Annotated in this window: 23 protein-coding genes; 8 read left to right on the top strand and 15 right to left on the bottom strand. The window is 70.8% G+C overall.

All coding sequences use genetic code 11. The features are described from left to right. Nucleotides 1-16: 16 nt before the first annotated feature. Nucleotides 17-700: a hemolysin III family protein gene (locus tag AB0K15_RS17050; RefSeq protein WP_364050519.1), complete on the bottom strand. Its 684-nt coding sequence runs from the start codon at nt 698-700 to the stop codon at nt 17-19. A gap of 87 nt (nt 701-787) precedes the next feature. On the opposite strand from AB0K15_RS17050, the gene AB0K15_RS17045 reads away from it, so the two are divergent. Next, entirely contained in the window at nt 788-1564 is a 777-nt protein-coding gene (locus tag AB0K15_RS17045; protein ID WP_364050516.1) for an isoprenyl transferase, read from the top strand. A gap of 82 nt (nt 1565-1646) precedes the next feature. Here AB0K15_RS17045 and AB0K15_RS17040 read toward each other — a convergent pair whose 3' ends face one another. Further along, nucleotides 1647-1892: a hypothetical protein gene (locus AB0K15_RS17040; RefSeq protein WP_364050513.1), complete on the bottom strand. Its 246-nt coding sequence runs from the start codon at nt 1890-1892 to the stop codon at nt 1647-1649. Between the two features lie 735 nt (nt 1893-2627). On the opposite strand from AB0K15_RS17040, the gene AB0K15_RS17035 reads away from it, so the two are divergent. Then, nucleotides 2628-3914 carry a PhoH family protein gene (locus tag AB0K15_RS17035; protein WP_364050925.1) on the top strand — a complete coding sequence of 429 codons (1287 nt, stop codon included), beginning with the start codon at nt 2628-2630 and terminating at the stop codon, nt 3912-3914. Nucleotides 3915-3971: 57 nt separating this feature from the next. Here AB0K15_RS17035 and AB0K15_RS17030 read toward each other — a convergent pair whose 3' ends face one another. Then, a complete protein-coding gene (locus tag AB0K15_RS17030; protein WP_364050510.1) occupies nt 3972-5411 on the bottom strand; it encodes a GuaB1 family IMP dehydrogenase-related protein in 1440 nt (479 codons plus the stop codon). Nucleotides 5412-5478: 67 nt separating this feature from the next. Here AB0K15_RS17030 and AB0K15_RS17025 point away from each other — a divergent pair, with 67 nt between their 5' ends. Continuing rightward, entirely contained in the window at nt 5479-5949 is a 471-nt protein-coding gene (locus AB0K15_RS17025; protein WP_364050507.1) for a DUF309 domain-containing protein, read from the top strand. 41 nt (nt 5950-5990) lie between these two features. On the opposite strand, the gene AB0K15_RS17020 is transcribed toward AB0K15_RS17025, so the two are convergent. Continuing rightward, nucleotides 5991-6719: an SDR family NAD(P)-dependent oxidoreductase gene (locus tag AB0K15_RS17020; RefSeq protein ID WP_364050504.1), complete on the bottom strand. Its 729-nt coding sequence runs from the start codon at nt 6717-6719 to the stop codon at nt 5991-5993. Between the two features lie 72 nt (nt 6720-6791). Between AB0K15_RS17020 and AB0K15_RS17015 the strand changes: the two genes are divergently transcribed. Beyond that, the gene (locus AB0K15_RS17015) at nt 6792-7559 is read left to right on the top strand and encodes a helix-turn-helix transcriptional regulator (protein ID WP_364050501.1); all 768 of its coding nucleotides are present in this window, start codon (nt 6792-6794) and stop codon (nt 7557-7559) included. A 15-nt stretch (nt 7560-7574) separates the two neighbouring features. On the opposite strand, the gene AB0K15_RS17010 is transcribed toward AB0K15_RS17015, so the two are convergent. Next, nucleotides 7575-8198 (bottom strand): MBL fold metallo-hydrolase, encoded by a 624-nt coding sequence (locus tag AB0K15_RS17010; protein WP_364050498.1) that lies wholly within the window; start codon nt 8196-8198, stop codon nt 7575-7577. Between the two features lie 108 nt (nt 8199-8306). On the opposite strand from AB0K15_RS17010, the gene AB0K15_RS17005 reads away from it, so the two are divergent. Beyond that, on the top strand, nt 8307-9527 hold the full coding sequence (locus tag AB0K15_RS17005; protein ID WP_364050495.1) for an NADH:flavin oxidoreductase/NADH oxidase family protein: 1221 nt from the start codon (nt 8307-8309) through the stop codon (nt 9525-9527). Here the strand turns inward: AB0K15_RS17005 and AB0K15_RS17000 are convergent. Together AB0K15_RS17000 and AB0K15_RS16995 are read right to left on the bottom strand one after the other, a co-directional pair. Further along, nucleotides 9487-10134 (bottom strand): Pr6Pr family membrane protein, encoded by a 648-nt coding sequence (locus AB0K15_RS17000; RefSeq protein WP_364050492.1) that lies wholly within the window; start codon nt 10132-10134, stop codon nt 9487-9489. The genes AB0K15_RS17005 and AB0K15_RS17000 overlap by 41 nt on opposite strands. A gap of 70 nt (nt 10135-10204) precedes the next feature. Further along, entirely contained in the window at nt 10205-10672 is a 468-nt protein-coding gene (locus tag AB0K15_RS16995) for a MarR family transcriptional regulator (RefSeq protein ID WP_364050489.1), read from the bottom strand. Nucleotides 10673-10829: 157 nt separating this feature from the next. On the opposite strand from AB0K15_RS16995, the gene AB0K15_RS16990 reads away from it, so the two are divergent. Both AB0K15_RS16990 and AB0K15_RS16985 read left to right on the top strand, forming a co-directional pair. Continuing rightward, the gene (locus AB0K15_RS16990; protein ID WP_364050486.1) at nt 10830-11372 is read left to right on the top strand and encodes a VOC family protein; all 543 of its coding nucleotides are present in this window, start codon (nt 10830-10832) and stop codon (nt 11370-11372) included. Then, nucleotides 11356-12423, top strand: coding sequence for an iron-containing alcohol dehydrogenase (locus AB0K15_RS16985; protein ID WP_364050483.1), 1068 nt, complete (start codon nt 11356-11358; stop codon nt 12421-12423). Before AB0K15_RS16990 ends, AB0K15_RS16985 begins: the two co-directional genes overlap by 17 nt. Nucleotides 12424-12639: 216 nt before the next feature. Here AB0K15_RS16985 and AB0K15_RS16980 read toward each other — a convergent pair whose 3' ends face one another. From AB0K15_RS16980 to AB0K15_RS16970, 3 genes are all read right to left on the bottom strand, one after another. Beyond that, nucleotides 12640-13929: a S53 family peptidase gene (locus AB0K15_RS16980; RefSeq protein ID WP_364050480.1), complete on the bottom strand. Its 1290-nt coding sequence runs from the start codon at nt 13927-13929 to the stop codon at nt 12640-12642. Between the two features lie 124 nt (nt 13930-14053). After that, entirely contained in the window at nt 14054-15577 is a 1524-nt protein-coding gene (locus AB0K15_RS16975) for an ATP-dependent DNA ligase (protein WP_364050477.1), read from the bottom strand. 62 nt (nt 15578-15639) lie between these two features. Beyond that, on the bottom strand, nt 15640-16227 hold the full coding sequence (locus tag AB0K15_RS16970; protein WP_364050474.1) for an NAD(P)H-dependent oxidoreductase: 588 nt from the start codon (nt 16225-16227) through the stop codon (nt 15640-15642). A 103-nt stretch (nt 16228-16330) separates the two neighbouring features. Between AB0K15_RS16970 and AB0K15_RS16965 the strand changes: the two genes are divergently transcribed. Further along, nucleotides 16331-17167 (top strand): helix-turn-helix transcriptional regulator, encoded by an 837-nt coding sequence (locus tag AB0K15_RS16965; RefSeq protein ID WP_364050471.1) that lies wholly within the window; start codon nt 16331-16333, stop codon nt 17165-17167. An 18-nt stretch (nt 17168-17185) separates the two neighbouring features. Here the strand turns inward: AB0K15_RS16965 and AB0K15_RS16960 are convergent, their stop codons facing one another. The 5 genes from AB0K15_RS16960 to AB0K15_RS16940 form a co-directional block, all read right to left on the bottom strand. Then, nucleotides 17186-17452: a hypothetical protein gene (locus AB0K15_RS16960; protein ID WP_364050468.1), complete on the bottom strand. Its 267-nt coding sequence runs from the start codon at nt 17450-17452 to the stop codon at nt 17186-17188. A 251-nt stretch (nt 17453-17703) separates the two neighbouring features. After that, nucleotides 17704-18861, bottom strand: coding sequence for an NAD-dependent formate dehydrogenase (locus AB0K15_RS16955; RefSeq protein WP_364050465.1), 1158 nt, complete (start codon nt 18859-18861; stop codon nt 17704-17706). A gap of 31 nt (nt 18862-18892) precedes the next feature. Continuing rightward, nucleotides 18893-20047, bottom strand: a complete 1155-nt coding sequence (locus AB0K15_RS16950) for an urea transporter (protein ID WP_364050462.1) — start codon at nt 20045-20047, stop codon at nt 18893-18895. A gap of 95 nt (nt 20048-20142) precedes the next feature. Then, the gene (gene fmdA, locus AB0K15_RS16945) at nt 20143-21396 is read right to left on the bottom strand and encodes a formamidase (RefSeq protein WP_364050459.1); all 1254 of its coding nucleotides are present in this window, start codon (nt 21394-21396) and stop codon (nt 20143-20145) included. Between the two features lie 174 nt (nt 21397-21570). Next, nucleotides 21571-21861, bottom strand: a complete 291-nt coding sequence (locus AB0K15_RS16940) for an FmdB family zinc ribbon protein (protein ID WP_364050456.1) — start codon at nt 21859-21861, stop codon at nt 21571-21573. Nucleotides 21862-22013 lie beyond the last annotated feature (152 nt).

Raw genomic sequence — 22013 nt, 5'->3', positions numbered from 1 at the left:
TCTCGAAACACCCTGGCTATGCGTAGAGCACAAGCCAGATCGCGACATAATGCGACACCGCCGCCAGCACCGTGCACGCGTGGAAGTACTCGTGGTACCCGAAGGTGTCCGGCCAGTGGTTCGGCCACTTCACCGCGTAGAACACCGCGCCCAGTGTGTAGAACAGGCCGCCGACGCAGATGAGTACCAGGGCGGCGACGCCGGCGTGCTCGGCGAGTTCCGGCATGACGAAGACGGCCACCCAGCCCAGGGCGACGTAGATCGGCACGCCCAGCCAGCGGGGCGCGTGTGGCCAGAGCATCTTCATCGCCACGCCGAGCAGCGCCCCGCCCCAGACGATGGCCAGGATGATGTAGCCCGTGGGCTTCGACATGGCCAGCAGGGTGAACGGGGTGTAGGTGCCGGCGATGAAGAGGAAGATCATCGAGTGGTCGGCGCGCTTCATCCACTTGTACGCGCGCGGGCTCCACAGGCGGCGGTGATACAGGGCGCTCACGCCGAAGACGCCGAGCACGGTCAGGCCGTAGACGGACGTCGCGAGAGCGGCCAGGGGCGAGACGGTCGACGCGGCGAGGCTCACGAGGACGGCGGTCCCCGCGACGGCGCCGAAGAAGGACCAGAAGTGGATGTGGCCGCGCAGGCGCGGGCGGGTGTCCACTGGCGCAGGGCCGGACGGTGGGGGTTCGGTCGTCACGCTCACCGACCCCACGCTACGGGAGCGTAGGTTTTTCGCCACCCCCCGTGGCGCGTCACACGTGCGACGCGGGGGTGCGTACGCTCAGCCGACGTGAGCCTCCGGTCCTTCCTGTCCGACATCGTCTACAGCGTCTACGGCCGCCGCCTGATCCAGCAGGCGCGGGGCCGCCATCCGCGGCACATCGCGATCATGCTCGACGGAAACCGCAGGTGGGCGCGGGAAGCCGGGTTCACCGACGTGGCCGACGGGCACCGCGCGGGTGCCAAGAAGATCGCCGATTTCCTCAGCTGGTGCCGCGAGGCCGACGTCGAGGTCGTCACCATGTGGCTGCTCTCGACCGACAACCTCAACCGCGACCCCGACGAGCTCGAGCCGCTGCTGAAGATCATCACCGACGTCACCGACGAGCTGGCGGGTCCCGCCGTGCCGTGGCGGCTGCGGATCATGGGGGCGCTGGACCTGCTGCCGCTGGACGTCGCGAAGAGGCTCACCGCCGCCGCGGCCCGCACGGAGGACCGGACGGGCATGGAGGTCAACATCGCCGTCGGTTACGGCGGGCGGCAGGAAATCGCCGACGCCGTGCGCAAGCTGCTGCTGCAGCACGCCGACGAGGGCACGTCGATCCGTGAGCTGGCGAAAATCCTCGACGTGGACCACATCTCGGAGCACCTCTACACGTCCGGCCAGCCGGATCCCGACCTTATTATCCGAACGTCAGGAGAGCAGCGGCTTTCCGGATTCCTGCTCTGGCAGTCGGCGCATTCGGAATTCTGGTTCACGGAGGCCTACTGGCCCGCATTCCGGCGCGTCGACTTCCTTCGCGCGCTTCGCGACTACGCCTGGCGCCACCGCCGCTTCGGAACCTGAGGCGCCTGAGCCCGGCCCGAGAAACGCGGAAGGGCCCCCGGAGTCGGAACTCCGGGGGCCCTTCCGTAGCCGAGGTCGGCTATCAGCCGTGGTGCTCCAGCGAGTGGAGGACCAGCGCCGGGGTGGTGGCGATGCCCGTGTAGGCACCGGCGACCAGCGAGGCGGCACCGAAGCCCAGGGCCCCGCCACCCTCGATGAAGGTCGCGTAGGCGTCGCCGAACGTCGGGTCCGGGGTGTAGCCGTGGTCTGCCGGCGAGGCGAACGCCGTGCCGCCGATCATCATCAGGCCCGCAGCGGCACCGGCGACGATTCCAGCCTTCTTCAGCACTTCGCACACTCCTAGGTAGAGATATCTGGGATCCGGGGCACCGAAGTTTCCGGTGGTGTGTCCCGCAGTGAGAAAATTACCCTCGCCGAGGCCGAAATGAATGCCGGGTACGCCCATTGTGTGAGGCCGAAATCGCGTGGTTCACCCGGTCCGGTCCTGTCTTCAGGACGCGAACTGCATTCTCGTCCGCCTCGTGGTACAAGCTTTTGCGCCGATAATTCGAACGCGTTCGGTGATCTTTTTTCCATGATCATGCCACCGCGTGATCGCTCGATCGCTGGCATGGTAACGCAGCGTGACTGTGACGGGTCGTCGATGTCGGACGACCTACGGTGAGGTGACGAATGAGCGAATCACCTGTGTGGCTGCCTGCACGAACCGCGATCCGTCGGTACCTTCCGGAAGTGAGGGCACGCGTTCCGTGCGGGTCCTCGCGGGAGGCCCTGGTCGTGGCGTTGATCGAGGGGGCGGCACAGCCGCCCACACGATGCACGAGGGGGCCGGCACCCGGCCCTCGTGGCCGCGCGCGCTGACGTAGCCAACGTCAGGGAGTGCGGACCCAGCCAGGGAGGTGCCCGGCCCAGCGAGTGCGGGCGTGGGGTGCAACACGCCCTCGAGGGAGATGCCGTCGTGACTGCGCAGCGTTCACCCCGCAAGGCCTCTGGCCGTTCTTCGACCGGTGCCTCTGGCCCGGAGAAAGCCTCGATCTCGCCCGAATCCGGGCAGTCCACGTACGTGCTCGACACGTCTGTGCTGCTCTCCGACCCGTGGGCGGTGACGCGGTTCGCCGAACACGCGGTCGTGCTGCCCTTGGTCGTCATCAGTGAACTGGAGGCGAAGCGCCACCACCCCGAGCTCGGCTGGTTCGCCCGCGAGTCGCTCAGGTTGCTCGACGACCTGCGGCTCAAGTACGGCCGGCTCGACGCGCCGATCCCGATCGGCGAAGAGGGCGGCACCCTGCAGGTGGAGCTCAACCACACCGACCCGTCGGTGCTGCCCGTGGGCTTCCGGACCGACTCCAACGACCACCGCATCCTCGCGTGCGCGCTCAACCTCGCGGTGGAACGGCCGTCGGTCACGCTGGTGACGAAGGACATCCCGCTGCGGGTCAAGGCGGGGGCCGTGGGCCTGGCCGCCGACGAGTACCGCGCGGGCGAGGTCACGCCGTCGGGCTGGACGGGCATGGCCGACGTGGACGCCCCTCAGGAGCTGATCGACAGCCTCTTCTCGGGCGGCACCGTCGACCCGGTCGAGTTCGGCCTGCCCGACGTGGGTGAGCTCCCGTGCCACACCGGCCTGCGGCTGCTCGCGGGCAGCTCCAGCGCCCTGGGCCGCGTCACGGCGGACAAGCGCGTGCGGCTGGTGCGCGGCGACCGCGAGGCGTTCGGCCTGCACGGCCGCTCCGCCGAGCAGCGTGTGGCACTCGACCTGCTGCTCGACTCGGACGTCGGCATCGTGTCGCTGGGTGGCCGCGCCGGTACCGGCAAGTCGGCGCTCGCGTTGTGCGCCGGCCTCGAGTCGGTGATGGAACGCCGCCAGCACCGCAAGGTCGTGGTGTTCCGCCCGGTCTACGCCGTCGGTGGCCAGGACCTCGGCTACCTGCCCGGGTCCGAGAGCGAGAAGATGCAGCCCTGGGCGCAGGCGGTGTTCGACACCCTCGGCGCGCTGGTCAGCCAGGACGTGCTCGACGAGGTCTTCGACCGCGGCATGCTCGAGGTGCTCCCGCTGACCCACATCCGGGGCCGCTCGCTGCACGACTCCTTCGTGATCGTCGACGAGGCCCAGTCCCTGGAACGCAACGTGCTCCTCACGGTGCTCTCCCGCCTCGGCACCGCGTCGCGCGTGGTCCTCACGCACGACGTCGCCCAGCGCGACAACCTCCGCGTCGGCCGCCACGACGGCGTCTCGGCGGTGATCGAGAAGCTGAAGGGTCACCCGCTGTTCGCGCACGTCACGTTGACGCGCTCGGAACGGTCGCCGATCGCGGCGTTGGTGACGGAGATGCTGGAGGACCACGGCTGATCCGCTCGTGAAGAAGGGCTCCCGGGCGAGTGCTCGGGAGCCCTTCTTCACGAAGTCCTACCAGCCGGAAGGAAGCGGCCGTCCCTCGGCGAACCCCGCAGCCGACTGCACGCCCAGCAACGCGCGCTCGTGGAATTCCTCCATCGTGCGCGCGCCGGCGTAGGTGCAGGAGGAGCGGACGCCCGAGCAGATGGAGTCGAGCAGGTCCTCCACGCCGGGGCGGTTGGGGTCCAGGGCCATGCGCGACGTGGAGATGCCCTCTTCGAACAACGCCTTGCGGGCGCGCTCGAAGACGTTGTCGGTGCGCGTGCGGGCGCCGACGGCGCGCTTGGACGCCATGCCGAACGACTCCTTGTACGGGCGGCCCTGCTCGTCGTAACGCAGGTCGCCCGGGGATTCGTGGGTGCCGGCGAACCAGGAGCCCACCATGGCGGCCGAGGCGCCCGCGGCCAGCGCCAGCGCGACGTCGCGCGGGTGGCGGACGCCGCCGTCGGCCCAGACGTGCTTGCCCAGTTCGCGCGCGGCGGCGGCGCACTCGGCGACGGCGGAGAACTGCGGCCGGCCGACGCCGGTCATCATGCGCGTGGTGCACATGGCGCCCGGGCCGACGCCGACCTTCACGACGTCCGCGCCCGCGTGGATGAGGTCGCGGGTGCCCTCGGCGGTGACGACGTTGCCCGCCACCACCGGCACGGCCGGCGACACCGCGCGCACGGCCTTCAGCGCGGCGATCATCTTCTCCTGGTGCCCGTGGGCCGTGTCGACGACCAGCGTGTCGACGCCCGCGGCCAGCACGGCCTCGGCCTTCGCGGCCACGTCGCCGTTCACGCCGATCGCGGCGGCCACGCGCAGGTTGCCGCCGGCGTCGGTGGCCGGGGTGTAGACGCCCGCGCGCAGCGCGCCGACGCTGGTCAGCACGCCGGCGAGGCGGCCGTCGGCGTCGAGGCCGAGCGCGAGGCGCCCGCCGTGGGCGTGGAGCAGGTCGAACACCTCGCGCGGCGGCGTGTCCAGCGGCACGGCGACGGTCGCGGGCTGCGCGATCTCGGCCAGGCGCGCGAAGCGGTCCACGCCCGCGCACGCGGCTTCGTCGACAACGCCGACGGGGCGGCCTTCGCCGTCCACGATCACGACGGCGCCGTGGGCACGCTTGTGGACCAGGTTGAGGGCGTCGGCCACGGCGTCGCCGCCCGTGAGCACGAGCGGGGTGTCCCAGACGGTGTGGCGGCTCTTCACCCACGTCACGATCTCGGCCACCGCCGCGGTGTCCACGTCCTGCGGCAGCACCACCAAGCCGCCGCGGCGGGCCACCGTCTCGGCCATCCGCCGCCCGGCGACGGCCGTCATGTTGGCCACCACCACGGGGATCGTCGCACCGGTGCCGTCCACAGTGGACAGGTCGACGTCGAAGCGGGACTCCACGTCCGAGCGGTTCGGCAGCAGGAACACGTCGTCGTAGGTCAGGTCGTGAGGGGGCACGTGCCCATCGAGAAAGCGCACGAGTCACCAGACTACGTGCCTGACGCCGCCGACGCGAACCCGGCGTGACCCGTGGAACAATGCTGTTATGAACGGCCGTGACCGCGACGAAACGGGCCGAGCGCGCAACGCCCGCCCGCGCGACGGCCTCGGCCGGCCCCTGCCGTACGGCGCCGACGGCGTCGCCCGCCAGCCGGAAGGCGTGGTCCGCACCCCGGGTGAGACGCTCACCGAAGCCCAGCAGCTGCTCGACGAGGGCCGCCCGTTCCACGCCCACGAGGTCTTCGAGGACGCGTGGAAGGCCACGGACGGCCCCGAGCGCGAGCTGTGGCGCGGCTTGGCGCAGCTGGCCGTCGGCATGACGCACGCCCTGCGCGGCAACGGCACGGGCGCTGTCGCGTTGCTGGAGCGCGGTGCGGCCAACCTCGAGCCGTTCGCGGCCGCTCCGCCGCACGGGATCGACGTCCCCGGCCTGCAGGCGTGGGCTCGCGAGCTGGCCGGCGAGGCGCGGGCGCGCGTGCGGGCCGAGCCCGTTCCGCCGCGCCTCAAAGCAGGCTGAGCGCCCGTCGGTGCGGGCCGGGCACGGCGCACGTCCCGAGGTCACCAGGGCACGGGACCGTCCTCGTTGAGGAACGCCCCGGTCGGCGCCGCGGCGCCCTGCGCGACCAGGTCGAGGACCACGCGCGCGCCCTGTTCGGCGGTGCGGGGGCCGGTGTGGCCGTTGAGGTCGGAGGCGATGAAGCCGGGGGTGACGGCGTTGATGCGGAAGTGCGCGTACGCGGGGTCGGCGCGGAAGGTGGTCGCGTAGCGGATGGTGAGCATGACGAGCGCGGTTTTCGACGACGAGTAGGCGATGGTGTCCGTCGCGGCCGCGAACTGCGAGCCCTCGGCGGTGGTGAGGGCGAGCGACGCGGAGGTGCTGGCGACGTTGACGACGTGCGGAGCTTCCGCGGCCCGCAGGAGGCCCAGCATCCGGTGCGTCACGTCGGCGACGCTGAAGAGGTTCGTTTCGTAGGCGCGGCGAAGGTGTTCCGCGGTCAGCTCGGCGGGCTCGACGGAGAAGCGGGCGCCGGCGTTGTTGACGAGGACGTCGAGCTTGCCGTGGCGGGTTTCGAGGTGGCGGGCGACGTCGTCGATGTCCGATTCGGACGTCACGTCGAGCCGGACCGGCGTCACGGCCAGGCCTTCGGCGCGGAGTTCGGCGGCGGTCTTCTCGCCGAGGCCGAGGTCGCGGCTGCCGAGCAGGACGGTGGCGCCCCGGCGGGCCAGACCGCGGGCGATTTCGCGGCCCAGACCCTTGTTGGCGCCGCTCACGAGGGCTGTGATCATGGCCGCCAGCGTCGTCGCCGGGCTCGGCCGTCACCAGGCCGCGACAGGGCCACCCACGGTTAACCTGGGGAGATGAACGCCATCGGCGACTTCCTGCGCGCCCGGCGGGCGCTGGTGAGCCCCGCCGACGTCGGCCTGCCCGACGACGGCCCGCGCCGCGTGCCGGGGCTGCGGCGCGAGGAGCTGGCCGCCGTCGCGGGCGTGAGCGTCGACTACTACGTGCGCCTCGAACAGGGCCGCGACCGCCACCCGTCGCCCCAGGTGCTCGACGCGCTGGCCCGCGCGCTCCGCCTGGGCGACGACGGCGCCGCCCACCTCCACCGGCTCGCGTCGCCGCCCCGGATCACCGGCGGGGAGCTGCCGGCAGGCGTGCGCGAGCTGGTCGAGCACAACTCCGCCCCGGCGCTCGCGTGGGGACGGCGGATGGACGTGCTCGCCGCCAGCCCGCTCGCCGTCGCGCTGGCGCCGATGTACCGCCCGGGCACCAACCTCGCCCGCGCGTTTTTCCTCGACCCCTCGGTGCGCTCCCTGCACCCGGACTGGGCCGCGATGGCCCTCAACGTCACGGCGATGCTCCGCGCCCGGACGGCGTTGCGCGATCCCGCGCTGGCCGCGCTCGTCACCGAGCTCCTCGCCGCCAGCCCGGACTTCGCCCGCTGGTGGCCCCGCCACGACGTACGCACGAACGCCGCGCCGCGCAAGGTCTTCCGCCACCCGGTGGCGGGCGAGCTGTCGCTGGGGCGGCAGGTGCTCACGGTGCCGGGTGGGGAGTGGGATGTGCTGATCTACCACGCCGATCCGGGCAGCCCTTCTGCCCACGCGCTGGCCCGGCTGGCTTAGCTTTCCGCGCCCGGCTCAGCTTTCCGGCCAGTCCTTCGACGCCGCCTTCTCGTCGCCGATCGTGGTGCCCTCGCCGTGGCCGGTGCGGACGGAGGTGGCGTCCGGGAGGGAGAAAAGGCGTTCGCGGATGGACTTGACGATGGTGGGGTAGTCCGAATAAGACCGTCCGGTGGCGCCGGGGCCGCCGTGGAACAGGGTGTCGCCGGTGAAGAGGACGCCGAGGTCCGGGGCGTGGAGGCAGACGGCGCCCGGGGCGTGGCCCGGCGTGTGGATCACCTTGAGGTCGGTGCCGGCGATGGTGACGGTCAGGCCGTCGGCGAGGTCGCCGTCCGGGGCGCGGTCCGGGTGCGTCAGGTCCCAGACGACACGGTCGGCCGGGTGCAGCAGGATCGGCGCGCCGGTGCGTTCGGCGAGCGCGGGAGCGGCGTTGACGTGGTCGTTGTGGGCGTGGGTGCAGACGATGGCGCGCAGCGCGCGGTCCCCGACTACGTCGGCGATCGCGTCGGCGTCGTGCGCCGCGTCGATCACGATCACCTCCGTGTCGTCGCCGACGATCCACACGTTGTTGTCCACGTCCCAGCTGCCGCCGTCGAGCTCGAACACGCCCGACGTGACCAGGTTCTGCACTATCGCCGTCATGCTCTGCAGACCCTAGTGCCCAGGCGCCCGTCCAGCTGACATACCGCCGGTATCTACTTTCGGGTAGACTTACTCCCGGTAAGTTAGCCGCGACGACGGGAGCCGCCCATGACCGCCGCACGGGATCTGCTGGCCGAACCCCTCAAGCTGCGCTGCGGGGCCGTGCTGCCGCACCGCCTGGGGAAGTCGGCGCTGAGCGAGCAGCTCGGTGACCGCCGCAACGCCCCGACGCGCGAGCTCGCCGAGCTGTACCGCACGTGGGCGCACGGTGGGGCGGGCCTGCTCGTGACCGGCAACGTGATGGTCGACCCCGCCGCGCTCGGCGAACCCCGCAACGTCGCGCTGCCCGCCGTCCCCGATCCCACCGCGTACGAGCCGTGGGCGCGCAGCGTGGCCGGCACCGACGCGCAGCTGTGGGTGCAGCTCAACCATCCCGGCCGGCAGAGCCCACGATTCCTTTCCAGGCAACCGGTCGCGCCTTCCGCGGTGCCGTTCGGCAACCGCGGCGTCCGGACGGCGTTCGCAGCTCCGCGCGCGCTGACCGGCGACGAGATCGAGACGATCGTGGACCGGTTCGCGTTGGCCGCGCGGACGTTCGTCGACGCCGGGTTCACCGGCGTGCAGCTGCACGGCGCCCACGGATACCTGATCTCGCAGTTCCTCTCCCCGCTCACGAACCTCCGCGACGACGAGTGGGGCCGCGACCGCAGCCGCTTCCTGCTGGAGCTCGTGCGCCGCGTGCGCGCGGCGGTCGGCGACGGCGTGCCCGTGTCGGTGAAGCTCAACAGCGCCGACTTCCAGCGCGGCGGCTTCGACGAGGACGAGTCGCTGCGCGTGGTCCGCGCGCTGAGCGACGCGGGCATCGACCTGCTCGAGATTTCGGGCGGTACCTACGAAAAGGCCGTGATGATGGGCTCCGGACGCGAGAGCACCGCGCGGCGTGAGGCGTACTTCCTGGACTACGCGGCGAAAGCGCGGCAGGTGAGCGACGTCGCGCTGATGGTCACCGGCGGCTTCACCACCGCCGCCGGGATGGCGGAAGCGCTGCGGTCCGGGGCGTTGGACGTGATCGGACTGGGCCGGCCGCTGACCGTCGACCCGGATCTGCCGGCGCGGTTGCTGGCGGGCGAGGACGTACGCGCGGAGCGGCTGTGCCCGCACACCGGGATCCGCCTGGCGGACAGCCTGCTCGAAGTCCAGTGGCACACGCAGCAGCTGCACCGCCTGGCGGCGGGCAAACCGGCGGACCGCGGCCGTGGTGCGTGGCGCGCGCTGGTGCACACGGGGATCAACGATCCGCTGAACGCGTTTCGGCGGGTGCGTGCGTGAGCCAGCCGTCGAGGACCTTCGCGACGCTCGCCAGCGCGACGAACAACACGGCGATGAGCACGCAGTTCACGGCCACGCGGCCGTAGCCGAGCTCGGCGGCGTTGACGAACGGGTACGGGTAGAACCCGCCTTGCGCACCGCGGATCAGCGTGAACGCCAGCCACGCCAGGGGCCAGCAGACTGACCACGCGACGGTGTGCCACCGCAGGATGCGCGGCGATGCGACGAGGAACCCGAGCACCGCGATGATCGGTGACACGGTGTGCAGCATGACGTCGGCGAACAGGGCCGCGCCGCTGAGGTCGGCCAGCCCCGACAGCGCGGCGTGGTAGACCACGCCGGTTACCGCGATGCCGATCAGCGCGTCGAGCCACAGCACGCGCAGCAGCCCGCCGGCCCGCGCACCGGCGACGAACGCGGCGGAAGCCAGCAGCACCAGCACGTTCGACTCGATCGTGAAGTACGCGAACATGTTCGCCACGCGCGCGCCCGCCGACGCGTAGCGGCCCGGCGTTCCCGCGGTCACGAAGCCCTGCGTGACGAGGCCGATCAGGACCACGAGGGCCGTCACCCCGAACCAGATCCGGGTCAGTCGCGTCGGTGGCATGCGGTGAGATTACGGTTCCGGCCTGCTCGGACCCAGCCGAAACGACCCGGTGTCACCCCGTCGGGGGTGCTCAGGCGGGCGGCTCGCGCAGGCGTGTGGTGACCGTGCGGAGGGTGTGCAGCTCCGCGGCGGACAGCCGGGAGGTGACCAGGCGGCGGACGCCGTCGAAGTGCGTGTCCATCGCCTTCGCCAGGAGCGCCTCGCCGGTCTCGGTCAGCTGCGCGTCGACGGCTTGCTGCCCGGGCCGCGATACGCGGGCCACGAGGCCGCGGCCGCGCAGCCGGGTGATCAGCTTGGTCACCCCACCTCGGCTGACCAGCAGTTTCTCCGCGAGGTCCTTCATGCGGCACCGGCCGCCGGGCTGGAGCCACAGCTGGTAGAGCGTGTCGAACTCGGCGATCGACAGGTCGTGGTCCGCGCGCAGTTCCGCGTCGAGCACGCCGAGCACGCGGGCTTCCAGTTCGAGCAGCCCGCGCCAGGCGAGGAGCTCGTCCTCCGAGAGGTGGGGCACCGGGCGTTCCCCGTGGGTCGCGGTCACGCCCACACCGTAACCGAGCGTGCCCGCGTTGGGCCGCGAGGGGCCTTTGCAGAAATCTCGTTGACGTGGAAACAAGATTACGCGTACTGTCATTCTCGCATCGCCGGGAACAGTGAGAGGAATCGCCGTGGGGATTCGGACGACCGGGTGTCATCACATGGCTTTCGTCACCAATGACATGGAAGAAACCGTGAAGTTCTACCACGGGATTCTCGGGTTTCCCATTGTGGTGACGCTGCAACTGCCCGACCCGGACCCGTTTCCCGGTGCGGTGCCCGGGAACCTCGCCGGCAGCCGGCACTACTTCTTCCGCATCAGTGAGCAGGACACGATCGCGTTCTTCGAGTTCACGGACGTCGAGATCGCCGCGGACAACTCGTTGCTCGGGGCGGGCAACCACCTCGCGATCACGGTGCCTTCCGAGGGGGAACTGCAGCACGCGAAATCGGTGCTGGAGGAGAACGGGATCAAGGTCAACAGCGAACTCGACCACGGCTTCTGCCACTCGATCTACTTCGAGGACCCGGTGAACAAGATCGCGCTGGAGTTCGCCACGTGGCAGCACCCGTGCGACGTCGCGCAGCCCTTCCTGCAGGACCCCGAGCCGGTGCCGGCGGCGCTGACCGCGATCGGCTCGGACGTCTACGGTCGGCACCTGCTGCAGTACACGCCGGACGGTCACGGTGGCGCGGACCGCTGACCCCGTCCACCGGTCCCGGGACGCCGCGGCGGAGCAGAACCTGGTGTGGGGCAGCGGATCCCTGCGAGAACTCCCGGCCGTGGCCGACGCGCTGGGTTGCCGCCGCGTGCTGGCGGTGGCTTCCCGGTCGGCGGATCCGGTCGTCGCCCGGCTGCCGGGTCTGCTCGGCGGGCGCTACCTCGGCCGGTGGTCGGACGTGCCCGCGCACGTGCCGGCCCACCAGGTCAATCTCGCCGTCGGCTCGGCACAGGAAACCCACGCCGACACGGTGCTGGCCATCGGCGGCGGCTCGGCGATCGGGCTGGGCAAGATCGTTTCCCTCGCACTGCGGCTGCCGTTGATCGCTGTTCCGACCACCTTTTCCGGTGCGGAGCGCACCTCGCGCTACTTCGTCACCACCGGCCGCGGCAAGGAAACGGGAACGTCCGGCCGGGTTTTGCCCCGCGCGGTGCTCTACGACCCGGAACTCGTCGCCGGGCTGCCACGCGAGGTCGTGGCGAGCAGTGGCAGCACCGCCCTCGCGCACTGCCTGGAGGTGCTGTGCCATCCGGCGAGCGAGGAAGCGCTTGCGTCGGCTCGCGAAGGACTGCTTCTGCTGTGGGACAGCCTCGCTTCGCTTGCCGCCGGGGCTGGTGATCTCTCGACGTGCCAAGACGCCTTGGCCGGCGCCGGCCTGGCTGGGCACGCGCTCCACGAGCTGGGGCGGCCTGGTGTGGCGCACCAGGTGTGCGACGTGGTGTCCACGCGGTTCGGGCTCGGGTACGGCCTTCTGCACGCGCTGTTTCTTCCACTCGTGCTGCGGGCACACGGAGACGCCGCCGACGCGGCGCGTGCGGCACTGGCGGAGCTGCGACCCGGGGTAGCGGCCGAGCAGGCGGTGGCCGAGTTCGCGGTGACGATGGGGCTGGCCGCGGAGGTCGATCCAGGGCGGGTTGCGGCCGCGGTCGGCCTCGGCGCAGGTGAGCTTCGGGTGGTGCTGGCCGAGCTGTCCGTGGTGGCTGCGGATCGGGCCGAGGCGGAGGTTTTCGAGCGGCTGGTTGCGGGCTGTTGACTTGCCTTGGCGGAAAGCGCTCGGGTCGCGCCGTTCGGCAGCGGTCGTGTTTGACGCGTTGGCGGCCGTAGCCGAAGGCGGGGCTGCGTGGGAGGTGCTTCGGGGTCACGCGGCGAGCTGCTGACTTGACTCGGTGGCAAGTACGGCGAAGGGCGCGGCCCGTGGGTCGCGCCCTTCGCCGTAGTCGTTCAGAGCTGCGTCAGCGAAGTGCCTTCTTTAACGCAGAGCCTTCACCAAGGCAGGGACGAAGACCGACGCGTCGACCGTGCCCCAGCCGCTGGCGATGTCGAAGCCCGGGGCCGCGGTGAAGCCCTCGACGCCGTCCTGGCTGTTGTCGCCGGTCGTGACGTCGACGATGCCGGCCTTGGCGCCCTTGGGGCCGAGCTTCTCGTAGAGGGCGGGGTTGATCTGGCCGAGCTTGCCGTGGTTGGCCTGCACCGCCAGCGCGAGCACACCGGCGAACAGCGGCGCCGACTGCGACGTGCCGGAAACGCCTTCCATGCTGATGTCCGGGAACGAGCGCATCTTGCTGCCGGTGATCTTCTTGACGCCGTCCTGCCACGCCGGGCGCGCGTAGGCCTTCGACAGGCCCGCGCCTTCGCCGAAGCCGTTGTCGGCGACGTTCACCAGGTCGTCCGGCTTCGTGCGGGCGCCGGTCGAGTCGAGGTGCAGCTGCGTGCCGCCGAGCGTGGTCACGCGCGGGTCGCTGGCCGGCCAGCTCGCGACGCGGTACGGGTAGTTGCCCGGGCCCTGCAGGAAGCCGCCGGTCGGGCCGTCGTCACCCGAGGACGCGACCATCGTGATGCCCGCCTTGCTCGCGCGCTCCAGCGCCGGGTCGAGCGTCTTGATGGACTGGAACGACGGGAAGTTCTCCTCGGTGGTGCCGAAGCTCATCGAGATCACGTCGGTGAGCTTGTGCTTCGTGAGGTAGTCGACGGCGTTCATCATCTCGGGCAGCCCGGTGAAGCCCTGTGTCTCGGCGACCGGCGTCGCGGCGACGATGATCTTCGCGTTGGGCGCCATCGCGTGCATCATCGTGACGTCGAGGTCGGTTTCGCCGCCCCAGGACTCACACGTCGCCGTGTCGACACCCGGGTCGGTGCACGCCGGGACCGAACCCGACGGCTGGAGCACCTCGACGTTGGCCGGCGGCAGGCCGTGGCGCTGGGAGTACTCGTCGAGCACCTGCTTCACCTGGTCGTCGCCGAACGACACCAGCGTGGTGACGGTGGCGCCCGCGCCCGTGATGCCCTGGTTCCACAGCTTCGTGGCGTTGTACGCGACGCTTTCCCTGGGCAGCGTGGACATCGCCGCGTCGAGCTTCGCGACGCGGTCGGCCACCGTGTGCGCGCCGATGAACGACTTCGCCGCCGCCGAGAAGTGGTGCAGCGAGGGCGCCGGCGCGTGCGTGGCCGCGCCTGCCGGAGCCGCCACGGCCGTGACGGCCAGCGCGACACCCGCGAGCAGGGTCATCGGCCGGACGGCGGGCCGAACCCGAAAAGTCATGTCGTCTCCCCAGTGGTGAGCGATGCGGTACAGCCCACTCTCATGCATCGCCGGAGCGCACAACATCGACTTTCGTCTGGCCTTTCGGCCCCGGCCGGGCGAATTGGCCGGTGGTGTCCGGATGTCATGCGGACCGGTCACCGCGCAGGAGGCCGCGCACGGTGTCGATCGTGTCGGCGTCGGCCGCCTCCTTGTCCGGCCGGTACCGCACCACCCGCGCGAACCGCAGCGCCAGCCCGCCGGGGTACCGCGTGCTGATCTGCGCCCCGTCGAGCTCGATCTCCACGACGACCTCGGGCCGCACGTACACGGTGTAGCTGTCCCGGTGGGTCTCGATCTCCTGGAACCGCTTCGTCTGCCACGCCAGCAGCTCGTCGGTCATGCCCTTGAACGTCTTGCCCACCATGATCGGCGGCCCGCCGTCCGGGTCGCGCGCGCCGAGGTGCAGGTTCGACAGCGTGCCTGTGCGCCGCCCGTGGCCCCACTCCACCGCGAGCACGACGAGGTCGATGGTGTGCACCGGCTTCACCTTCAGCCACGCCCGGCCCCGGCGCCCCGCCGCGTACGGCGACGCCAGGTCCTTCACCATCACGCCCTCGTGGCCGCCCGCCATCGCCGCGTCGAGCACCGCCGCCGCGTCGGCCGGCTCCACCTCGCCGGGGATCACGTGCTCGCCCGCGACCTTCCGCAGTGCCGCGTTGCGGTCCGACAACGGCGCGTCGAGCAGGTCCACGCCGTCGAGGTGCAGGCAGTCGAAGAAGTACGGCCGCAGCAGCAAGGCCCGCACCTGTTCCTCGCGCGTGCTGCCGAAACGGCTCATCGTCTCCTGGAACGGCCGCGGCCGGCCGTCGTCGGTGAGCGCGAGCGTCTCGCCGTCGAGCACCACCGACTCGCACGGCAGCGCCCGCACGAGGTCCACCAGCTCGGAGACGCTGGCCGTGATCTCCCGCAACGTGCGCGTGTACACGTGCACGTCCGTGCCCTGGCGGTGAACCTGGATGCGCGCACCGTCCATTTTGTACTCGACGATCGCGCGCTCGTGTTCCGCCACCGCCTCGTCGAGCGACTCCGCGGGCGACGCGAGCATCGGCTTGATCGGGCGCCCCAGCGTGAGCCGGAACTCGGCCAGCCGTGCCGAGCCGCCCGTCATCGCCGCGTAGCCCGTGACGGAAAGCTTGCCGGACAACATGAATGCCCGCCGCACGTCGGCGGCGTCCACCTCGGCTGCCGCCGCGACGGCGTCGACCATCACGCCCTCCAGCGCGCCCTGCCGCAGCTCTCCGGTGACCAGCCGGAAGAGGAACTCCTGTTCCCCACGAGTGAGCCGCGTGAACAACGCCGTGAGCACCTCGGCCCGGCGTTTGACCGACCCGGCGCCCGAAGCCGCCGCGACCTCCGTGAGCGCTTCGTCGACCTCCCGGACCTCGACGGACGGCTCCGGGGCCGGCTCGACGGCCAGCTCCGCGAGCGTGCGCCACCCCGCGCCCAGCCGGTCCTGCGCCGTCTGCCCCGTGAGGTACGCGATCACGGCCGGCAGCTCGGCCGTCTCGGCGGCGCGCAGCACCGCGGCGAGGGTGGCGATCTTCGCCTTCCTCGACCGGGTGGCCGCCAGCTCGGCGGACGCGGTGACGATCTCGGTGAGCAACACCCGACCATCATGACCCGACGCACCGACATTTTCGCAGATCATGGCCCTGACCTGCGAACACGTCAGGCCGGATACGGTTCGGCCTCCCGCGCCGCCCGCAGCGCGCCCGCCCACCAGGCGAGCTGGTCGAGCAGCGTTTTCGCGTAGGCGCCGACCTGGGGGTCGAGCGGCCGGCCGTCGTCCCACGCGGTGAAGTAGTTCGGGAAGGCCAGGCCGTCGCGGATGGTCACCGCGTGCAGCTCGGTCAGCACGTTCTCCAGGTGCAGCACCGCGTGCCGCCCGCCGGCCGCACCGCCGTAGCTGACGAACGCGACGGGCTTGGCCGTCCACTGCGTGAAGTGCCAGTCGATGGCCGCTTTCAGTGACGCGGGATAGCTGTGGTTGTACTCCGGGGTGACGACGAGGATGGCGTCCGCGCTCTCCAGCGCCGACGTCAGGAGCCCCATCCCGGCGGGGCGCGGGTAACTGTCGCCGGCGTACTTGGGGGACGCCGCGGGCAGCGACAGTGGGATCTCGACGTCCGCCAGGTCGACGACCTCGACCTCGAACCCGCCGTGTTCCCGGGCCCGCTCGGCCACCCACGAGGCGACGGCCGGGCCGAACCGGCCGTCGCGGACGCTGCCGATGATGATCACGAGTTTGTGTGCCATGACCACCACAGTGGGCGCCGGCCGAGGCGGCAACCAGACCGCGCTCAGGCCGGCCCCGCCACGGCCACGCTGAGCACGCCCGAACCGGCCTATGCTCGGTGACATGGGGACGCCGCTGGGGGACTTCATCCGGGCCAAGCGCGACAGCACCCAGCCGGAGACGCTGGGCCTGCCGTCACACGGCCGTCGCCGCTCGCCTGGCCTGCGGCGGTCGGACCTCGCCTCGCGGGCCGGCATCAGCGTCGAATACCTGACGCGCATCGAGCAGGGCCGCGACCGTAACCCGTCCTTGCCGGTGGTGAACGCCCTCGCCGACGCGCTCAGCCTGGGCCCCGCCGAACGCACCCACCTGCGTTACCTCACGAAGATCACCGGCGGCGAGTGCACGGCCCACGTCCGGCCCGCACCCGCGCGGCGGGAAGTGCGAGCTTCGGTCCTCCAGACGCTGCGGCTCCTCGAACCCGGCATCGCCGTGGTGACCAACCGGCTGGGTGACCTTCTCGCCCACACCACCGGCTTCGCCGCGGTGACGGCCGGGACCGGCCTGCTCGACACCGAGGCGCCGAACCTCACCCGCTACGTCTTCACCGACCCCCGCGCCCGCGAGTTCTTCGCCGACTGGGCCGAGGTCGCCGACGAGCGGGCGTTCGACCTGTGGCTCGGGCCCGCGGTCGAGAACTCGGAGTGGCTCACGGCGGACCTCGCGCCCGTCGCCGGTCCGGAGTTCACCAGCCGCCTCAACTCGACCGCCGTGCCACCACGCGGGGTTCTGCGGTTGAACCACCCCGCTGGACGTTCGCTGCGGCTGAACCGGGAGACGATGGAACTAGCGGAGGACGGGCAGCAGCTGGTCGTCTTCCTGCCTGCGGACGAAGAAACGGCTCGGGCCGTCGCGAAGCTCCCCCGGCAGGCGGCCGGGCGGCTTCGGGTCATCTCTTGACGGTTCCGGCGTGCTCGATCACCGCGTGGGGACGGGATGGCGGCCCAGGAAACCGGCCAGCGCTCTGGCGACTCCGGCCGGATCGCGAACCTGGAGCAGGTGGTTGAGCCCGGGCAACGTGACGTCTTCGGTCTGCGGGAGCCAGTCGTGCACGAGATCACGGCCCTGCGCGAACAGGGGGAGGCTTTCCGAACCGAGGAGGTAGCGGACCGGTTGCCCGATCGTCGTCGCCTGGTCCGCGCCGAAGTCCCAGCTCTGCACCGCGGGCAGCTCCGACTTGAACATCGTGGCCCCGGCCCGCTTCGCCAGCCGGGCACGGCTCGTTCGTACTCCGCCTTCCATCCTGAAGCGGCGAACTGCGGCGCGATGAGCCCGCCCAAGGACTTCTCCAACACGAGGGCATTGCCGACGCCACACGAGTCGAGCACCAGCCGGCAGTCCCGGCGTGCCGCCGGATCAGCAGCAGGGGTTCGCCGGTGCCGTGGTCGGCAACCTCGAGATCCGGGGCAGCCACACTCTTCACCGGTCCGGGGATCTCACTTCGCGCTGTAGGAATGCTTGCCGGTCCCGGCCAGGCGGCCTCCTTCGACGATCAGGTACTCGTCGCGGATCGGGCGGCCCGCGAAGTGGCACTCGAGGATCTCCCGCGTCCCGGCGGCGTACCTGGCCTGCGCCGACAGCGAGGTGCCGGACGTGTGCGGGGTCATGCCGTGGTGCGGCATCGTCCGCCACGGGTGGTCCCGCGGCGCGGGCTGCGGGAACCACACGTCGCCGGCGTACCCGGCCAGCTGACCCGATTCCAGGGCCCGTACGACCGCGTCCCGGTCGCAGATCTTCCCCCGGGCCGTGTTGACCAGGTAGGCGCCCCGTTTCATCCGACCGATCAAGGCGTCGTCGAACAGGTTCTCGGTTTCGGGGTGCAACGGGGCGTTGATCGTGACGACGTCGCACACCCGCACCAGCGATTGCACGTCCGGGTGGTAGGTGACGTCGAGCTCCGCCTCGACCTCCTCCGGGAGCCGGTGCCGGTCGGTGTAGTGCAGCCGGACGTCGAACGGCTTCAGCCGGCGCAGCACCGCGGTCCCGATCCGGCCCGCGGCGACGGTGCCGACGTCCATCGCCTCGAGGTCGTAGGAGCGGGCGACGCAGTCGGCGATGTTCCAGCCGCCGTCGAGCACCCACTGGTGCGCCGGAAGGTAGTTGCGCACCAGGGAAAGGATCATCATCACGACGTGTTCGGACACGCTGACGCTGTTGGAGTAGGTGACCTCGGCGACCGTGATCCCGTGGTCGATCGCGGCGGCGAGGTCGACGTGGTCCGAGCCGATCCCCGCCGTGATCGCGAGCTTCAGCTTCGGCGCCTTCGCGATGCGTTCAGCGGTCAGGTACGCGGGCCAGAACGGTTGTGAGATCACCACTTCCGCGTCCGGGAGCTCCCGCTCGAACACCGAGCCGGGCCCGTCCTTGTCGGAGGTCACCACCAGCTCGTGGCCGGCCGTCTCCAGGAAGTGGCGCAGCCCGAGCGCCCCGGACACACTCCCGAGCAGCTCTCCCGGGGTGAAGTCGAGCGCGCTCGGGCTGGGTGTGCTGTGCCCGTCCGGGTAGTGGTCGATGCGGGGAACGCCGTCCCGCGCGTACGAGCTCGGGTAGCCGTCGACCGGATCGTCGTAGAGCACACAAAGCACTTTCGCCACGAGAATCCCTTCGGTTGTGTGACCGGACGGGTCACGCGGCTTCGGCCCGCTGCTCGCCGGAGGTCGCCATGGCGTGTTCCCGGTGCGAGCGCCGCACGTGCTCTTCCGGTGTGACGACCTCCGCGGGTGGCACCCATTCGAAGTACGTCGAAGTGTTCTTCAGCAGCACGAACGTGAGCGTGCCGAAGCAGAACGGGAGGGTGAGCGCGGGCAGGCCCCAAGGCACGAACATCGACCCGATGGCCCCGAAGAGCAGGGCGGTGAAGATCGCGCACAGGACACCGAGAATGGCCGAGCGCCAGGTCAGCACGTAGAACACGCCGGCGATCGCCAGCGCGGCGTCGAACGAGTTGAAGCCCCACAGCCCGTTGTAGATCAGCACGCCGTCGGCGCCGAGGGCCATGCCGGTCAGCATCCCGACGGCCGAGCCGACCAGCGCGAAGAGGGCGGCGATCCGGGAGCAGAACGCGATCCCGACGATGATCAGCACGCCGGCGAGCAGGCTGTTGCAGAAGAACAGCTGGCCGATGCCGCGGAAGATCGCGTTGATCACGGCCACCACGTCGGTGTTGCCGACCGCGTCGGCGCTCGCCCGCAGTGACGTCCGCACAGCGGGCCCGTCCACCTCCGGTGCCGCCGGGGCGATCGAGTCGCTGAGCCGCCCGCGCGTGATGTGCAGTGCGGTGATCAGGAACAGCAGAGTGGTGATGTTGAAGGCCAGCGTGAAGGGCGGCACGCCCCACGCGCCGCCGAACGCCGCCGCCAGCGCGGCCATCAGGATCGACGACACCGCGCTGAGCAGGATGATCCACAGGATCACGATCCCGTCCCACTCGGGTGCGAGGAACAGCGCGAGGCCGAGGCCGACGAGCACGCCGTTGAACCCGTAGAGACCCGCGTGGATCGCGTCGCGGTCGAATCCCAGCGCCAGTGCGGCGAGCGTCGAGGCCACCACCCCCACCGTGGCGCCGAACCCGAGCCACGGCTCCTGCAGCCAGGTGGCCAGCAGGATGAACGCGCCGGTGATCGGGCTGTTCATGAACACCACCTGCCCGATCCCGCGCAGGCAGTACTCGACGAACCCGACCACGGGCACCTTCAGCGCCCGTTCGTCGACCTCGGGCATGGTGCCGTTGATCCATCGCCACGGCCCGTGGTGGCCGCGTTCTGGTGGTGCTGTGGTCATGACCGCCTCCTCCGGCGGATGGGGTGCGTTCTCGACGTGCCGGACCGGGCGGGAGGCGGCCCGCCTCCCGCCCGGTCACCGGGCCGGCGCCGGCGTCAGAAACTCGCCGTCGGCACGCTCATGCCCTGCTCGACCTGTGCCGGGCCGGAGGCCGACGGACGCACGTCGATGTCGAAGATCGCGGTGGGCAGATACACGGTGGAGCACGAGTTGGGGATGTCGACCACGCCCGAGAGCCTGCCCTCGATCGGCGCCGAGCCCAGGATCATGTACGCCTGGATCGCGCTGTAGCCGAACTTCTGCAGGTAGTCGATGGCGTGCAGGCAGGCCCGCTGGTACGACAGGTGCGAGTCGAGGTAGTGCTGGACCCCGTCGAGCGTGACCGAGGTGCCGGAGAACGCGAGCCACTGGCTGTACTGCGGGTCGACGTTGCCGGGCATGAAGATCGCGTTCTCGGAGACGCCGTAGGTCTCCATCCCGCCCTTGATCAGGTCGACGTGCAGGTCCATGAACCCGCCCATCTCGATGGCGCCGCAGAACGTGATCTCGCCGTCGCCCTGCGAGAAGTGCAGGTCGCCCATCGAGAGTTTCGCCCCGTCGACGAAGACGGGGTAGAACACCCGCGTTCCCTTGGTGAAGTTCTTGATGTCCTGGTTCCCGCCGTTCTCCCGCGGCGGCGCGGTGCGCGCGGCCTCGGCCGCGACCCGGTCGAACTCGGCGCCGGTGAGGCTGCCGAGGATCGCGGAATCCGGCAGCGGGGGCAGCGCCAGCGGTGGCACCCGGTCCGGGTCGGTGTCGATCAGCGTCTGTTCGCGCGCGTTCCACTTGGCGAGCAGCGCACCGGAAGGAGCCGTGCCCATCAGCCCGGGGTGCACGATGCCGGTGTACGAGACCCCCGGGACGTGCCGGGAGGTGGCGACGCCGCCCATGAAGTCCCACACCACCTTGTACGCGTCGGGGAACCACTCCGTCAGGAAGCCGCCGCCGTTCTTGGTGGCGAAGACGCCGGTGTAGCCCCAGCCCTGGCCGGCGAGCGGTCCCGAGTCCTCCTGCGGGATCGGGCCGACGTCGAGGATGTCCACGATGAGGAGGTCGCCCGGCTGCGCGCCCTCGACCGCGATCGGCCCGCTGAGCACGTGCACGCCGGGCAGCGGAGCGTTCAGCACGTCTTCGGCGGAATCGTCGTTGTGGATCGCGCCGTCGAACCATTCGCGGCAGTGGACGCGGAACGAGTCGCCCGGCTTGACGTGAACCTGGGCGGGGATATCTCCGTGCCACCGGTTGTGGCCGACAATTTCTTGTTCGGTGAATTTCTTTGTGGAATCGAGTGAGAAAACGACTTGCGGCATGGCATCTCCCGACGGCTTGGTGGGTGACCGACCCGGTAATGTGCGTGCTGCGTACCTCCGCAACGCGGAGCTTGGCGGCTCCGCAGAGCGTCCCGGGCATCAGCCGCAAATTGTTCTTCGCCGGCCCAGCGAGCGGGCCATTGCCCGGCAGGGCGCAGGCTGGGTCGCGTTCGCCTACGGTCTCGGCAGATGTTGCAGGGCGGGGTTCGATGCCGGCGTCGGACCGCGCGACCGGCCGCGAGCGGGAGGTATCGCGGACACCACGGCCGGCTCGTCGCGAGTTTTCTCCGTCCGGTCGATGGCTGTGACCAGCTCACGCGGTGTCAGCGACAGCATCGGCGCGCTGTAGATCCGGGCCGCTTCGCCACCGCAGACCGGACACTGCGAGCTGGGGAGTGCCGTCCCCATCGGCAGGCGCACCTCGAAGACACCGTCCCGGTCGCATCGATATTGGTACGTCGCCATCGCAGCCTCCCAACTGCTTGCTCTCCTTCGCGGCGGAATTGATCAATCCGCGCCGCGGAAAAGGAAATCAGAGCGGTGAACGACGTTACCAGCCTGGCGATTCGGGCACAATGAAGCCGCACCCGCAATGAATTTGTGCGCAGAGGTACGCC

The organism is Amycolatopsis sp. NPDC049253 (assembly GCF_040678995.1).
In the GTDB taxonomy this organism is placed as follows: Bacteria; Actinomycetota; Actinomycetes; order Mycobacteriales; family Pseudonocardiaceae; genus Amycolatopsis.
The sequence above is the reverse complement of the archived record's forward strand: the minus strand, read 5'-3'. Positions and strand labels throughout refer to the sequence as shown.

Excerpts from the sequence above, each read along its gene's own strand:
- AB0K15_RS17025 (WP_364050507.1), top strand. The coding sequence starts at position 5,479 with ATGAACGGCCGTGACCGCGACGAAACGGGCCGAGCGCGCAACGCCCGC.
- AB0K15_RS17020 (WP_364050504.1), bottom strand. The coding sequence starts at position 6,719 with ATGATCACAGCCCTCGTGAGCGGCGCCAACAAGGGTCTGGGCCGCGAA.
- AB0K15_RS17015 (WP_364050501.1), top strand. The coding sequence starts at position 6,792 with ATGAACGCCATCGGCGACTTCCTGCGCGCCCGGCGGGCGCTGGTGAGC.
- AB0K15_RS17010 (WP_364050498.1), bottom strand. The coding sequence starts at position 8,198 with ATGACGGCGATAGTGCAGAACCTGGTCACGTCGGGCGTGTTCGAGCTC.
- AB0K15_RS17005 (WP_364050495.1), top strand. The coding sequence starts at position 8,307 with ATGACCGCCGCACGGGATCTGCTGGCCGAACCCCTCAAGCTGCGCTGC.
- AB0K15_RS17000 (WP_364050492.1), bottom strand. The coding sequence starts at position 10,134 with ATGCCACCGACGCGACTGACCCGGATCTGGTTCGGGGTGACGGCCCTC.
- AB0K15_RS16990 (WP_364050486.1), top strand. The coding sequence starts at position 10,830 with ATGGCTTTCGTCACCAATGACATGGAAGAAACCGTGAAGTTCTACCAC.
- AB0K15_RS16980 (WP_364050480.1), bottom strand. The coding sequence starts at position 13,929 with ATGACTTTTCGGGTTCGGCCCGCCGTCCGGCCGATGACCCTGCTCGCG.
- AB0K15_RS16970 (WP_364050474.1), bottom strand. The coding sequence starts at position 16,227 with ATGGCACACAAACTCGTGATCATCATCGGCAGCGTCCGCGACGGCCGG.
- AB0K15_RS16965 (WP_364050471.1), top strand. The coding sequence starts at position 16,331 with ATGGGGACGCCGCTGGGGGACTTCATCCGGGCCAAGCGCGACAGCACC.
- AB0K15_RS16960 (WP_364050468.1), bottom strand. The coding sequence starts at position 17,452 with ATGTTCAAGTCGGAGCTGCCCGCGGTGCAGAGCTGGGACTTCGGCGCG.
- AB0K15_RS16950 (WP_364050462.1), bottom strand. The coding sequence starts at position 20,047 with ATGACCACAGCACCACCAGAACGCGGCCACCACGGGCCGTGGCGATGG.
- fmdA (WP_364050459.1), bottom strand. The coding sequence starts at position 21,396 with ATGCCGCAAGTCGTTTTCTCACTCGATTCCACAAAGAAATTCACCGAA.
- AB0K15_RS16940 (WP_364050456.1), bottom strand. The coding sequence starts at position 21,861 with ATGGCGACGTACCAATATCGATGCGACCGGGACGGTGTCTTCGAGGTG.